The sequence below is a fragment of the Paenibacillus sp. G2S3 genome (assembly GCF_030123105.1).
Classification (GTDB): Bacteria; Bacillota; Bacilli; order Paenibacillales; family Paenibacillaceae; genus Paenibacillus_AQ.
In genome coordinates this window covers 5248791-5263914 of record NZ_CP126095.1, presented here as the reverse complement: position 1 = coordinate 5263914, position 15124 = coordinate 5248791, and the positions used below count along the sequence as shown (strand labels likewise).

Genomic DNA, 15124 nt, shown 5'->3' with positions numbered 1-15124 from the left:
AAATTATGCAAAGAAGTCATCAGTGTGGACAGTTAACACCAGAACATATTGGACAGACAGTAACCTTGAACGGATGGGTGCAGACTCGCCGCGACCTTGGGGGCGTACTATTTATTGATCTGCGTGACAGAAGCGGTATTGTGCAAGTTGTATTTAACCCAGACTACTCTGGCGAAGCCTTGCAAATTGCTGATAAGGTTCGTAGTGAATACGTCCTGGCTGTTAAAGGTAAAGTCGTTAAACGTGATGAGGAAACCATTAACCGCAACCTGCCAACAGGTGAAATTGAAGTGCAAATTACGGATATTGAAGTGCTGAACGCAGCTAAGACACCTCCGTTCTTCATTGAAGATGGTGTGGAAGTAGACGAGTCTCTGCGTCTCAAATATCGCTATTTGGATCTTCGTCGTCCAGAGATGCAAAGAACCTTGCTGCTTCGTTCGAAAGCTTCTAAGATCTTCCGCGATTTCCTTGACAGTGAAGGATTCATCGACGTAGAAACACCGATCCTAACTAAGAGCTCACCGGAAGGCGCGCGTGATTATCTGGTACCAAGCCGTGTGCATGAAGGCGAATTCTTCGCATTGCCACAATCTCCACAAATCTATAAGCAATTGTTGATGGTGGGCGGCGTTGAGCGCTATTACCAAATTGCTCGTTGTTTCCGCGATGAAGATTTGCGTGCTGACCGTCAGCCTGAATTCACTCAAGTCGACATCGAGACTTCATTCCTGTCACAAGATGAACTGCTTGGTATGATGGAGAAGCTGATGCAACGTCTGTTCAAGGAAACTGTAGGAGCAGATATCGAGCTTCCGTTCCAACGGTTGACTTATGCTGATGCTATGGGCAAATACGGTTCTGACAAACCTGATCTACGTTTTGGATTAGAGCTTGTAGAAATGAACGATATTGTTGCTACTAGCGGTGTTAAGGTATTCGCTTCTGTAATCGAAAAAGGCGGCGAAGTGAAATGTCTAAATGCTAAAGGCTGTGGCACTTGGACTCGTAAAGAAATCGATGATCTCGGACCTTATGCCGCTCGTTATGGCGCGAAAGGCTTGGCATGGATTCAAGTGAAAGACGGTGAATTCAAAGGGCCGATTGTGAAATTCTTCTCTGAAGAAGAAATTGCGGCTGTGAAGGAGCGTACAGGCGCTGAAGAAGGCGACCTTCTCCTCTTCTCCGCTGATAATAAAAAGGTTGTAGCAGACGTTCTAGGCGCCCTTCGTGTTAAAATTGGACGTCAGCTCGGTTTAATCGACGATAATGTGTTCAAGTTCGCTTGGGTTACAGACTTCCCACTCCTTGGCTATGACGAAGATCAGAAACGTTATGTAGCAGAACACCATCCGTTCACTCGTCCACGTGAAGAGGATCTGCATCTATTTGACACAGATCCAGGTGCGATCCGTGCACAAGCTTATGACATCGTTCTGAACGGTTATGAAGTAGGCGGGGGCTCCATGCGGATTTACAAACGCGAAGTACAGGAGAAAATGTTTGAAGCCCTTGGATTTACGAAAGAGGTTGCTTACGAGAAGTTCGGCTACCTGATGGATGCGTTCGAATATGGTACACCTCCACACGGCGGTATTGCTTTCGGTTTAGACCGTCTAATAATGTTGCTGTCCGGTCGTACAAATCTGCGTGAAACTATCGCATTCCCGAAAACAGCAAGTGCAACAGACCTGCTCATGGATGCACCTTCACCAGTAGACGGTTCACAATTGGAGCAGCTGCACATTAAGCTGGCTCTTAAACCGAAGAAAGAAAAAGAATAAACTATAACAAAGCGGGCGAGGCAGATTTCTGCTTCGCCAAAGCTTTTGAAGGAGGGTGTACCTCATGCTACATCAGTTCTCACGCACGGAACTGGCGATCGGACCGGAAGGTCTGGAAATTATGAAGAACAGCACGGTAGCGGTGCTTGGCATCGGCGGTGTTGGCGGTATAGCAGTTGAGGCTTTGGCGCGTACCGGCATCGGCAGACTTATTCTGATAGATAAGGATACTGTAGACATCACCAATGTAAACCGCCAGATTCATGCACTCACAACTACGGTTGGGCAGAAGAAGGCTGAACTGATGGTAGACCGTGTGAAGCTGATCAATCCGGAATGCGAAGCGATTGCGCTCAATATGTTCTATACGGAAGAAACCTATGAGGAATTGTTCAAATTAAAACCTGATTATGTACTTGATGCGTCGGATACGATTATTTATAAGGTTCACATAATCAAAGAATGTCTGTCCCGTGGAATTCCAATGATCTCAAGTATGGGCGCTGCCAACAAAATGGATCCTACACGATTCCAGGTAGCGGACATTTCCAAGACAACTTATGACCCTATTGCTCGTGTCATTCGTCAGAAGCTGCGTAAGGAAGGGATTAAGAAAGGCGTGAAGGTGGTTTTCTCTACAGAGCCGCCAATGAAGCCACGTCAGGATGTTACAGATAAGATCGTTCCGGAGAATGCGCCGGATCGACGTAAAGCGAAACAACCACCAGCTAGTAACGCCTTCGTTCCGCCGGTAGCAGGCCTGATCATGGTCAGTGTTGCCGTGCGTGATTTGCTTGAGGCTGGAGGCGTCAGCGTGTAAATGAATCGCTGAGCTGAAGCTGTTTCAATTATAGCGATATTAGTAGTAAAATGGACCAAAAGGGCGACCAGCTGAAATCCAGTTGCGTACGCCCTTTTGTTGTGGTTAACAGGCGGGTCTGCAAGATGTAGGCCACAAATAGGCATAATAGCTAAACCGGGATGAGCCGCTGATTATAAGCCTTATAATCCGGTTAAATATCTGCCTGCGGAACTTAATATCAGTGGAGGTTTTTATACATGAAATCGAATTTTTGGCGAAATAGCGTAGGGCTAGCACCTGAGAATGACTGGAAACGGGAATGGGCTGCAGGGATACTCTCGTATTTTGCTTCGGTATACATTGTGATGGTCAACGCGACCATTCTTCATGACGCGGGTATGCCGCTTAGACCGGCTATGGTGGCTACGCTACTGACTGCCATTACAGGCTGTCTGCTAATGGCCTTCGGCGGGAAGACGCCGATCATCGTGGTGCCGGGGATGGGGATCAACGCTTTTTTCACATACACACTCGTTCATTCCATGAATTTGGGTTGGAGAGAGGCGCTTACTGTCGTCGTTATAACGGGTGTGTTATTCGCTATCGTAGCCTTCACCTCGCTATATCGCATTCTTAGTGAAGCGATTCCTCAAAACCTGCAACATGCCATAACCGTCGGGATAGGGCTGTTTCTGACCTTTATAGGCCTGCAAAAAAGCGGGATTGTGATAGCACATCAGACTACTTTTGTTGCTATAGGACATTTTAGTGATCCAGCAGTTATCACTTCCTGTGTAACCTTGTTACTCGCTTTAGTGCTGTTTATCCGGGGAACCAACGGTGGCTTGCTTATAAGTATGCTGGTTGGTACAGGACTAGCCTACTTGCTGGGAGCGGCTCACGCACCAGAGAAGCAGGCATCAGGTCATGTATTTACGGGTTATGGAAGCTTATTTCTGGGAATGGACTGGAGCGGCATAGTGAGCCTTGTGTTCTGGATTGCTGTGTTCTTACTGCTCTTAATCGTTGTATTTGAAAATATCGGATTAGTCGCCTCACAGACGATGATGGCGGGACGCCCTGAGCGCTTCAAGAGTAGCTTACGAGCGCTCTCTATTGCCAATATCGCTGCAGGTCTCTTCGGAAGCAGTCCTGTAGTAGCCGCTGCAGAATCTAATGCAGGCATTGCTGCAGGTGGACGTTCGGGACTGACCTCGCTCGTGGCAGGGCTTCTGTTCGGGGCGACATTCTTGTTCCTCCCTCTGCTCTCCTACATTCCAGATAGTGCTATCGCTCCGATCTTGATTGTAATCGGCGGGCTTATGGTGCAGAATGTGCGTGAAATGGACTTGGGCGATCTGACAGAGCTCTTCCCTTCTTTTCTTATCATGGTTATGATTCCATTTACTTATAGCATCGTAGATGGTATGGCTTTTGGATTTATTACGTATCCGATCGTGAAACTTGCGGTGGGTAAGGGCAAGGAAGTACCCCCTGCGCTATATGGGATTGCGGGCTTATTTGTAGCTAACTTTATTTTGCAAGCTGTGCTATAGTAATGTGTTAGCTTGAAAGATTTGGTATTTATGTGCTGATTGTGCTACAATGAGTATCCTTTTTGTGTGAGAAGAGGGAATGAGGAGAATGAAAATTTAAGCTCGATAAACTTTTAGGAGGTAACTGAAATTGGAAGACAACTTTCAAAGTGCCTATCAAGAGGAAGAAGACAGGCTGAATCAAGCGCTTACTGAGATTGATACCTTACTGGAGAAGCTTAACCGGACTCCGGTGTACACGGGACACGATTATACGGAACAGGTGTTAGAAGCGAACCGTGAACAGAAGCGCAAAGATCTTGCCAAGCTTCGGCAGGAGCCTTATTTCGGACGGCTTGATTTTCAGGGCAATGATGAGAAGCAGCGGAAGGCACTCTATATAGGCAAAATCGGCGTAGATCGCGAGCAGGTAAGCGACCGTCCGCTAGTCATTGACTGGCGCGCACCGGTAGCAAGCCTGTTTTATTCGTTTACCGGTGGTACGGAGCCTGCCTCCTATGAAGCTCCAGAGGGGCTGATAGAGGGGCTGGTATACCTCAAACGCAACGTAGTGATCCGGAAACAAATTCTGGAGCGGGTGGCAGATACGTACAATCGGGAGAGTGACGCACCAGCGGTGTCAGACGAGTTTCTCGTCTATCGCTTGGGGGAGAACAAAGATAATCGTCTCCGTGATATCGTATCGACTATTCAGGAGGAGCAGGACAAGATTATCCGTGCCGCCAAAAATACAGCATTGATCATTCAGGGCGTGGCGGGAAGTGGTAAAACTACAGTTGCACTGCACCGGTTAGCCTTTCTGTTGTATCAATACAAGGATCAGGTCTCTGCAGAAAAAATGATTATTTTTGCACCGAACCGGATGTTTCTGGATTATATTTCGGATGTACTGCCTGAACTCGGTGTAGGAAATATTGCCCAGAGCACCTTCCCGGATTGGGCTGCAAATGTACTAGGTCTGGAGCTTCCAGAGCAAGATGCTACGGAGACGATGAACCGTTGGTTCGAAACTCCGGGCGGCATGCCTGTGATTACAGAAGAGACACCTGGACGCTTCAAGGGTTCTACGGTGTTGATGGGAATAATAGAATCCAGCATCAAGCTATTGGAAAGCAGCTCGGTACCTGAGGGTGATTTTATCCCGTGGGAAGGCGCTGTGCTGCGCCGATCGATGATCTTACGTTGGCATAATGAGGAGTACGCGCCTTATCCGCCAGCGAAGCGTAAGGAACGTGTAATGGCACGGATACATCGCTGGATTGAGATGGAGCTGAAGAAGAGTCCGTCAGCTGCAGCTATGAAGGATCGCAAGAAAAAAGGTGCTGCGCGAGAAAAAGCATACAGTGCAAAATGGCCTAAGTATGATCCGCTGACGATCTACAAGCAAATCTTCCGTGCTGCTAAAGTCCCTGAAGATTGGCCGGTGGATCCACCAGAGAATATTCCGGCAGCTGTGCTGAAGGAAACGGCAAAAGAGCTGAAAAAAGGGATCATACGAGAAGAGGATCTACCACCTCTGTTGTATATTTATTATCTTTTGAATGGGAACGAAGGTGGCACTCGTTTTGACCATGTGGTGATCGATGAAGCCCAGGATTTCTCCCCTTTCCAAATTGCTGTGCTGGATTTATACGTGCGTGGACATTCCTTTACCATTCTAGGTGATCTGTCGCAGGGTATACACGCTTACAAAGGCGTACACGCATGGGAAGAGATGCAGACCTTATTTGCCCCTGAGAACACGGCTTATCATGCGCTGACACGCAGCTATCGTTCAACCATGGAAATTATAGACTTCGCTAATGGAATTCTATCATCGGGAGTAGAAAGCTCGTTGCTAGCCGTTCCTGTCTTTCGTAGTGGTGACCCTGTTCGGATGATTGCCTACGAGGAAGGGTTCGGAGAGCAGGTAGCTGAAGGAAATGCTCGTTTGAGCACTATACAATCGGCACTGAAGTCTCTGTCAGGAAGGGAATATCGTACGGTGGCTGTGCTAACACGTAGTCTGCGTGAAGCCACAGAGCTGTATGCTGAACTCGCCCAGCATTTTGAGGATATTCATCTGATCGACGGTAGTATGACGCAATATCAGGGTGGATTATCGGTACTACCTGTGTATTTATCTAAAGGTTTGGAATTTGATGCGGTCATCTTAGCAGATGCCGATCAAGACCATTACGGAGCGACAGCATGGGATGCGAAGCTGATGTATGTAGGCTGTACACGAGCGCTTCACGAGCTGTGGTTACTCCATAATGGGGAAATACCTTCCTACGTGCAAATGACGGCTGAAAGCGATGCTGAGGGGAACTAAGACTGGTGGAGAACAGTTATAACTGTTTTTGAACTTGTAACTCCCCTACGGGTATGGCTTAATAATAAGTGTCCGGCCGGGCAAGAACACTTCTGGAAGGAGGCTGATTGAGATGATTTCAGTATACGAGGTGGTTTCCGTCTAAGACGGAAACCCGCTTAAAGCGAGGAGGCCGTAAGGCCTCCTTATTTCAAACCATGAACCGATTATCCATTAAATAACGAAATGTGAATTAGAATGTAGACGCTACCAAGAGGTTTTTATATAATGAAATTACGGATTTTTCCAAATATGAGGAGAAGAAAGGAGGCAGGTGACGTGGAAATTACTTTATCAGTAGTTGACGGACGCATAGGAACACACCTGTTGAAGGAGGAAATGCAAGTTGAGTTATGTAAATGGGAAGGATGTGCTCCCCCCTGGCTTGCTCAAAGAGCTTCAGGGATACATCCAAGGTGAACTGCTCTACATCCCGAAGAAAACGGAAGAGCGGGTTAGATGGGGCGAGAACAGCGGTTCGAGGAAAGAGATAGCAAACCGCAATGAGGAAATTTTCAGTTGTCATCGAAAAGGCGATTCCGTAGCAGAGCTTCAGAAGAAGTATCATCTGTCGGAAGAAAGCATTCGAAAAATCATATCAAAAATGCGGCTGGCAATAAATTGCTAGCGTACAATTCAAGCATAAACGCCTTTGGCGTCCCTATAAGGACGGTAAGCGTTATGCGAGAAATAATAAGAATAAAGTATAGCGTGAAACCTATACTTTCTTATATTTTGAAAAAAGAGCATGGCTCCCGCCTTTCTAAGACGAGATCATGCTCTTTTTATTTTTTGAGAAAAATAAGTCTATGGTATGATAAAGGGAGATATACATTGGCTTTTATAAGAATATAGCAAGGAAGTGGAGTTATGGATTTATTTTCTATGGGAGAGGACAACGGGGGCGGACGGCTGCTTGCGGACCGAATGAGACCGGAGAATCTGGATGAATATATTGGTCAAGAACATATCATAGGCCGGGGAAAGCTGTTGCGGAGAGCGATTGAGGCAGACCAGGTCTCTTCAATTTTGCTCTATGGACCTCCTGGATGTGGTAAAACAACATTGGCTCATATCATTTCCCATCACACGCAAGGTGAATTCGTACGCCTGAATGCGGTGGAGGCTTCCGTGAAGGATGTGCGGGAGGTCATTGAACGCGCTCAAAATAATAAAACACTGTACGGTTCCAAGACAATTCTTTTTCTGGATGAGGTACATCGGTTTAACAGTTCACGTCAGGACGCGCTATTGCCAGCAGTAGAAAAAGGAACCATTACGTTTATTGGCGCGACTACGGAGAATCCATTCCATTACGTTAACGGAGCACTTATGAGCCGTTCTACCTTGTTTCAGCTGGAGGCGCTAACGAGTGAACACAGTTTGATCGCGATGCGCAGGGCTTTAGCGGACAAGGATAGAGGGCTTGGATTCATGGAGCTTCAGGTTGATGAAGAGGCCTTATTGCATATCGCTACTATGGCTAATGGAGATATCAGAAGGGCTTTAAATGCGTTGGAACTAGCTGCGTTAACCACTGCTCCGGAGGTAGACGGGAGTGTGCATATCACGCTGGAGGTGGCAGAAGAGTCGATACGCCGCCCCATTGTGAAAGCAGACGAATCAACGCAGTATGATGTACTATCTGCTTTTCACAAAAGCATTCGTGGTTCTAGTGACGCCGCGTTGTTCTGGTTTCTATATGCGGTAGAGAAGCTTGGGATGGACCCGATGACTTTTATTCGTCGTCTAATTGCAGCCAGCAGTGAGGATATTGGCTTAGCTAATCCACAGGCTATGGTCCAAGCGGTAAGTGCACTTGAAGCCTATAGAAATAATGGTTGGCCAGAAGCGAAGCTAAACATTGCACAAGCTATTCTTTTTGCGGTGGAGAGTCCGAAGTCTAATGCTGTGGTTACAGCTATTTCGAATGCAATGGCAAGTATGGATGAGATCAAATCCGCAGAGGTACCACTGCATTTGCGAGACACCCATTATAAAGGGGCTACTGCATTAGGACATGAAGGGTATCAATATCCTCACAATTTTCCGGGGCATTATGTGAAACAGGAGTATCTGCCTAAGGAGATTTCTCAGCGTGTCTTTTATCAAGCGACCGAGCAAGGAAATGAAATTAAGATCCGCCACAACCAACGACTTCGACGAGAACAATAGGGTCCCAGAGACTGTAATTCCTTCCATTTTAATGCTGATAAGCAAATAAATTTAATATAACATGAAAAATTATTTATTTCAAAAAAAGGCGGCCTAGAGCCGTTTTTTTGTTGTCTGCGTTACTTTTAATCACATGAATGAAATTTTTTTATAGGAAAAGATTGATAATTTACCATAAGTTAATTAAAATGAACTACAAAGTTACGGAGAAACAAGTTTTAATTCCGATGGAAGTACTTGTACTATTCTTAATGGTGTTAATAATTATAACAGTCTATGTTTTGATATGTTTCATGAAAAGAATGTTGTTTATATCAAAATTTACATAATATTTCATTATGCGAATTTTGAAATTATTGCTGTTAGGGGGATTAATTTGAGCGAAGAATTACTAGAAATCAAAAATTTGTCGACATCGTTCAGGATCGTAGATGACTATTATGCTGCAGTAGACGATGTTACCCTATCCGTTCGCAAAAATGAGATTCTTGCTATTGTTGGAGAGTCCGGCTCAGGAAAAAGTGCGCTCGCCTTTTCGATCATGGGATTGCATACCAGAGCCAAAATAGACGGACAAATCAAATATAAGGGTCAAGACATCGTTACTATGTCTCCTGCTGCACTCAACAAGCTGCGCGGTCAAGAAATGTCTATGATTTTTCAAGATCCTTTATCCGCTTTAAATCCGCTCATGATTATCGGTTCACAGATTGAAGAAGTACTTATCCTACATGATTCCAAGCTTTCGAAGAAGCAAAGAAAAGAGAAGGTCATTGATCTTTTGACCAAGGTTGGAATCTCCCGTCCCGAACATACATATCAGCAGTACCCCCACGAATTATCTGGTGGAATGAGGCAGAGGGTTGTGATTGCTATAGCGATTGCCAATGGCCCTAAGCTTTTGATCGCCGATGAGCCGACTACGGCACTAGATGTAACCATCCAATTACAAATTCTTGAACTCATAAAAAGATTAAAAAACGATATGGAAGCAGGCATTATCTTAATTACCCATGATCTAGGGGTTGTGAGTGAAATGGCTGACCGGGTTGCGGTAATGTACGCCGGACAAATCGTAGAAATTGCAGATATTTTTACGTTAACGTCTAATCCGAAGCATCCGTATACAAGATCCTTGTTGAACTCCATACCCACCGTTAAAGAAGAGAAGTCTAGACTTCACGTGATTCAGGGGATTGTCCCACCACTACAGAATCTTCCGCGCAAAGGATGTCGTTTCTCGGCCCGAACACCTTGGATTCCGGAATGGGAGCATGAAGAAAATCCGCAGCTACATGAAGTAGCCCCTGGGCATTTTGTTCGCTGCACCTGCCATAATAACTTTCATTTCCCTGATACTAGCGAGGAGGCAAGCCACAATGGGACTTCTTGAGGTTAAAGATTTAAAGGTTCATTTTCCGATCCATGGAGGCATCTTCCGAAAAGAAGTTGGCGAGGTCAAGGCTGTGGATAATGTTAGTTTTACTATTGAAGCAGGGCAAACCTACGGACTGGTAGGTGAATCCGGATCAGGGAAGACGACTACAGGCCGTGCAATTATCGGACTCAATTCAATTACTAGCGGCAGCGTGATTTTTGAAGGGCAGGATTTGGCTTTAAAGGGTGCGCGTAAGCAAAAAAATATCCGCAAAGACATCCAGATGATCTTTCAGGATCCGTACTCTTCCTTAAATCCTAAGAAACGTGTGCTAGATATTATTGCTGAACCTTTGCGTAATTTCGAAAAAATGTCTCCAGGGGAAGAAAAACGTCGCGTCCAAGAATTGCTTTTGCAGGTTGGATTAAGCCCTGAAAATATTCTTAAATATCCGCATGAATTCTCAGGCGGTCAGCGGCAGCGGATCGGTATTGCAAGAGCTATTGCGCTCAAACCGAAGTTGATTATTGCGGATGAACCTGTCTCTGCGCTGGATGTCTCCGTACAGGCACAGGTGCTCAATTTTATGCAGGATATTCAAAAAGAACTGAATCTTACGTTTCTATTTATCAGTCATGATCTCGGCATTATCAGACATATGTGTGATCATATTGGGATTATGTATAAAGGGCGTCATGTGGAGCAAGGAACTGCTAAAGATATTTTTGACAATCCTCGCCATATTTATACTAAAAGGCTTATTGCGGCTATTCCTGATATTGATCCGAAGCAAAGGGAGAAGCAGACGGAGTTTAGAAAATCAGTAAGTTTGGAATATGAACAAGCGCACCGGAATTATTTTGATGAACAAGGCATGCCTTATCCATTGAAATCCATTTCCGAGACTCATCTGGTAGCCTTGCCTGAGAAAGGTTGAGAATATGTGGAAGATTATTGTTCGTAGAATTCTTATTATGATTCCTCAAATATTTCTATTAAGTATTCTTGTTTTTCTAATGGCGAAGGCGATGCCGGGAGATGCGTTATCAGGGATGCTTGATCCAAATATTGATCCTGCAGCCATCGATGCGATGAGAGAAAAGCTAGGCTTAAATGATCCATGGTACATCCAGTACTGGGATTGGATCACTAAAGCGATACAAGGGGATTTTGGTCAATCCTTCCGTTTCAAAATGCCTGTTTCAGAGCTTATCGGTCAACGCCTCATGAATACCCTATGGCTGGCGATTGTCACACTGATTCTTACATACCTTATTGCGATTCCACTAGGTATTACTAGCGGTCGTTATAATGACTCATGGCTGGATCGCCTCATTACTGGGTATACGTATATTGGTTTTGCCGCACCATTGTTTATTTTCGCCCTCTTAATGGTATGGGTCTTCGGGTTTCATCTTCATTGGTTTCCTACTAGCGGTAGTGTCAGTCCTGGAGAAGTTCCGGGTACGCTAAGCCACTTCTGGAGTAAATTCTACCATCTGCTTCTGCCCGCGTTATCTATGGCGCTGATTGCAACGGTGGGGACAGTACAATACCTGCGTAATGAGATTATTGATACGAAACAAAAGGACTTTATCCTCACGGCAAGAGCCAAAGGCGCTTCAGAGTCGCGCGTCTATAATCGACATATATTGAGAAATTCCTTACTGCCAATTGCTGCATTTTTCGGGTATGAGATTACTGGACTGATCGGCGGAACGGTGTTCGTTGAAAGTATCTTTAGCTATCCGGGTATGGGGATGTTGTTCCTCAGTTCGATAACAATTCGGGATTTCAGCGTAGTAACGGCGCTCGTTCTTCTATATGGGATTGCTGCCATCGTCGGTGCGTTGTTATCAGACATTATCTTAAGTATCGTAGATCCGCGTATCCGGATTAAATAAGAAGATGAACACTTTGGGGTGAATAAAATGGCAAAGACAAGCGCAGAGCTAGCTCTGCTGCAGGAAACAGATAAAAGTCCATCAGGCTTCAGAATTGTGTGGCGTGAGATCGTGCGGGATAAACTGGCTTTGGTCTCACTGATTTTCCTATTTACGATTATTGCCGCCGTTTATGGGATTTCCTTATTTTTAGATCAAAAAGAAATTGTTACGGTTGATTTGTTCGCACTGTATGAGAAGCCTTCGGCTCTACACTGGCTGGGGACCGATTATGGAGGGCGGGATGTATTCGGTCAATTAATTATAGGCACACGAAATTCCATGTCTATTGCCATTATGGTTACTTTTTTTACGGGAATCATCGGTATTCTAGTAGGTTTGTTCTCTGGATACTTTGGGGGAACGGTAGATAATATTTCGATGCGTGTTGTAGATTTTTTCATGATCCTACCCTTTCTAATGATTGTTATAGCATTCGTAAGCGCAGTGCCTAAATACAATACGTTGACCTTCTCCTTTATCATGACTGCATTTCTTTGGATGGGGATTGCCAGGTTAATTCGTTCCAAGACGTTGCAAGAGAAGGAACTGGATTACGTTCAGGCATCTAAGACCCTAGGCTCCTCCAATCTTAAAATTATGTTCTCGCAAGTGCTGCCGAACCTAAGCTCAATCATTATCGTAACGATGACCTTGAATTTGGCAGCTAATATTGGATTGGAATCAGGCCTATCCTTTCTAGGTTTTGGTTTTCCAGAAAGTACACCCAGTCTAGGTACTCTAGTAAGCTATGCGAGAAATCCGCAAACGCTTGAGTTCAGATGGTGGATCTGGTTACCCGCATCACTGCTGATCCTGGTATTGATGTTGAGTATAAATAATGTGGGTCAAGCGCTCAAGCGTGCGACCGACGCAAGACAAAGAAAAGGATAATAAGGGAGGAAATGATTAAATGAGAAAACCCATCCGTTCTAAGGCACTACTAGTTTCATTAATGTTTGTAATGTTGTTTGTCCTTGCAGCCTGCGGCTCCAAGAACAACAACGGAGCGGCTGAGTCAACAGCTGCACCAAGTGCCAGTGCCCCTGCGGAAACCGCAGAAGCGACGGCAGCGCCTGAAGCAGAAGACGGACTTTATAACATTAAAGATTTCAGTAACATTAAGACCAATCAAGGTGAAGCTATTGATGGAGGCTCGATTACTTTTGGACTCGTTTCTGACAGTCCATTTGAAGGTACTTTGAACTGGAACTTCTATTCTGGAGATCCGGATGCACAAGTGTTGAATTGGTTTGATGAAGGCTTGTTAACATGGGATAAAGACTATGTATATACAAATGATGGTGCAGCAACGTATGAAGTCTCGGAGGATGGACGTACCTTTACCTTTACAATACGCGACAATGTGAACTGGCAGGATGGAAAGCCAGTGACAGCAGAAGATTGGCTGTTCGCGCATGAGGTTATTGGTAATCCGAAATACGATGGACCGCGTTACGGTTCTGACTTTACTAATATTGAAGGTATGGATGAGTACCACTCTGGTAAGGCCAAGACCATTTCTGGAATTAAAGTACTGGGTGATAAGAAACTGCAAATTACTTACCTGAAATCTACACCTTCTCTGTTAACAGGTGGGGTATGGATTTATCCGTTAGCCAAACATATCTTTGGTGGTATGGATGTTGCTAAAATTTCCTCTTCTCCTGAATTACGTCAAAAGCCGATTGGCTTTGGAGCTTTCAAAGTGGAAAGCATCGTTCCTGGTGAATCTGTAGTATTCGTTAAAAATGACGATTACTGGCGTGGAGCTCCTAAACTGGATAAGGTAATTCTGAAGGTTATCAACCCTACAACGATTGTGCAAGAATTGAAATCTGGTGGAGTTGACTTAGTGGATTCCTTCCCTGTTGATCAATTCCCGGATAATGCAAAGATGTCAAACGTTGAATTCCTGGGTGCGATTGACCGTGCTTATACGTATATTGGATTTAAGCTGGGGAAATGGGATGCAGAGAAAAAAGTTGTTGCCACCGATCCTAAAGCTAAAATGGCGGATGTAAACCTGCGTAAAGCTATGTGGGCTGCTGTAGACAACGATACAGTGGGTAAGAAATTCTATAATGGTCTTCGCTGGAATGCAACAACTTTAATTCCACCGTCCCATCCGGAATTCCATGATGCTACTAATCCGGGCGTAGCTTACGATCAAGAAGCAGCCAAGAAAATTTTGGATGATGCAGGTTATAAGCTTAATGGTGAATTTAGAACGAATCCAGATGGCAGCGAGCTGAAGATTAATTTCATTTCGATGACTGGTGGAGACATTGCTGAGCCGCTGGCTCAATATTATGTACAATCATGGAAAGCCATTGGTCTGAATGTAACTTTGGAAATGGTAGAGTTTAATACCTTCTATGATCGCATTGGTCAAAATGGTGAGGATGATCCTACCGTTGATGTGTATCAAGGTGCTTGGGGTGTAGGGATTGACGTCGACCCAACAGGTCTATACGGTAAAGATGCAATCTATAACTTCCCTCGTTATGCAAGTGCAGAGAATGATCGCTTGCTCGCCGAAGGTGTTTCCGAGGCTGCATTTGATGTAGAAAAACGTAAAGAGATCTATAAAGAGTGGCAACAGCTCATGGTAAACGAAATTCCAGTATTCCCAACACTTTATCGTGCAGTAGTAGTTCCGGTTAACAACCGTGTCCTGAATTATGCGATTGGTGATGGCACTGGTCTCTACTATAACGACATCGCAGTATCTGCGGATAAAGCTGCAGTAGCTCAGTAAGTAGGAATAGCGGGAGTTAGTTTAAAGCAAATGGTAGGATACAGAACAGCAGTTTAGGGAGAGATTCCTGAGCTGCTGTTTTTTTGTGTGTATTGTGTTTGGTGTTTCGTTTCTTGTTTCATTTTTTATCTTTCATTTTTTATCTTTCCTTTTGAGTAGCTCTCTTGGCTATTTCTCCGCTTTGAAGCCGGCTAATTGTACTTTGTACAACTAAAACCTCATTTTAGAGCTGCAAAGGTAATATAACTGCATTTCATACATCTATTTTCCAGTTATATAGGCTAAAAAGGGATATTGGATGTTTTTAATTGTACATAATACAACTAAATCGAAAAGGGGATTTGAAAACAAGAAATAGCTGTATCAAATACA

The 15124-nt window shown here is 44.7% G+C and carries 11 protein-coding genes; all 11 read left to right on the top strand.

Going from position 1 to position 15124, the window contains the following annotated elements:
- Positions 1 to 5 precede the first annotated feature (5 nt).
- The 11 genes from aspS to QNH28_RS23105 all read left to right on the top strand — a co-directional run bounded on the left by aspS (position 6) and on the right by QNH28_RS23105 (position 14752).
- Positions 6 to 1784 carry an aspartate--tRNA ligase gene (aspS, locus tag QNH28_RS23155; RefSeq protein ID WP_149647655.1) on the top strand — a complete coding sequence of 593 codons (1779 nt, stop codon included), beginning with the start codon at positions 6 to 8 and terminating at the stop codon, positions 1782 to 1784.
- A gap of 64 nt (positions 1785 to 1848) precedes the next feature.
- Entirely contained in the window at positions 1849 to 2604 is a 756-nt protein-coding gene (locus QNH28_RS23150) for a tRNA threonylcarbamoyladenosine dehydratase (RefSeq protein WP_042191088.1), read from the top strand.
- Positions 2605 to 2843: 239 nt separating this feature from the next.
- On the top strand, positions 2844 to 4142 hold the full coding sequence (locus QNH28_RS23145) for an NCS2 family permease (protein ID WP_283908723.1): 1299 nt from the start codon (positions 2844 to 2846) through the stop codon (positions 4140 to 4142).
- A 130-nt stretch (positions 4143 to 4272) separates the two neighbouring features.
- A complete protein-coding gene (locus tag QNH28_RS23140) occupies positions 4273 to 6456 on the top strand; it encodes a HelD family protein (protein ID WP_283908722.1) in 2184 nt (727 codons plus the stop codon).
- Positions 6457 to 6841: 385 nt separating this feature from the next.
- Positions 6842 to 7123 (top strand): CD3324 family protein, encoded by a 282-nt coding sequence (locus tag QNH28_RS23135; RefSeq protein ID WP_042191081.1) that lies wholly within the window; start codon positions 6842 to 6844, stop codon positions 7121 to 7123.
- A gap of 242 nt (positions 7124 to 7365) precedes the next feature.
- Complete coding sequence (locus tag QNH28_RS23130; RefSeq protein ID WP_283908721.1) at positions 7366 to 8670, top strand: replication-associated recombination protein A; 1305 nt, start codon at positions 7366 to 7368, stop codon at positions 8668 to 8670.
- A gap of 376 nt (positions 8671 to 9046) precedes the next feature.
- Positions 9047 to 10063 (top strand): ABC transporter ATP-binding protein, encoded by a 1017-nt coding sequence (locus QNH28_RS23125; protein ID WP_283908720.1) that lies wholly within the window; start codon positions 9047 to 9049, stop codon positions 10061 to 10063.
- Positions 10050 to 10985, top strand: a complete 936-nt coding sequence (locus QNH28_RS23120; protein ID WP_283908719.1) for an ABC transporter ATP-binding protein — start codon at positions 10050 to 10052, stop codon at positions 10983 to 10985. The genes QNH28_RS23125 and QNH28_RS23120 overlap by 14 nt, the downstream gene beginning before the upstream one ends.
- A gap of 4 nt (positions 10986 to 10989) precedes the next feature.
- Positions 10990 to 11952, top strand: coding sequence for an oligopeptide ABC transporter permease (gene opp4B, locus QNH28_RS23115; RefSeq protein ID WP_283908718.1), 963 nt, complete (start codon positions 10990 to 10992; stop codon positions 11950 to 11952).
- 27 nt (positions 11953 to 11979) lie between these two features.
- Entirely contained in the window at positions 11980 to 12885 is a 906-nt protein-coding gene (locus tag QNH28_RS23110; protein WP_283908717.1) for an ABC transporter permease, read from the top strand.
- Positions 12886 to 12904: 19 nt separating this feature from the next.
- Positions 12905 to 14752: an oligopeptide ABC transporter substrate-binding protein gene (locus tag QNH28_RS23105; protein WP_283908716.1), complete on the top strand. Its 1848-nt coding sequence runs from the start codon at positions 12905 to 12907 to the stop codon at positions 14750 to 14752.
- Positions 14753 to 15124: the final 372 nt, after the last annotated feature.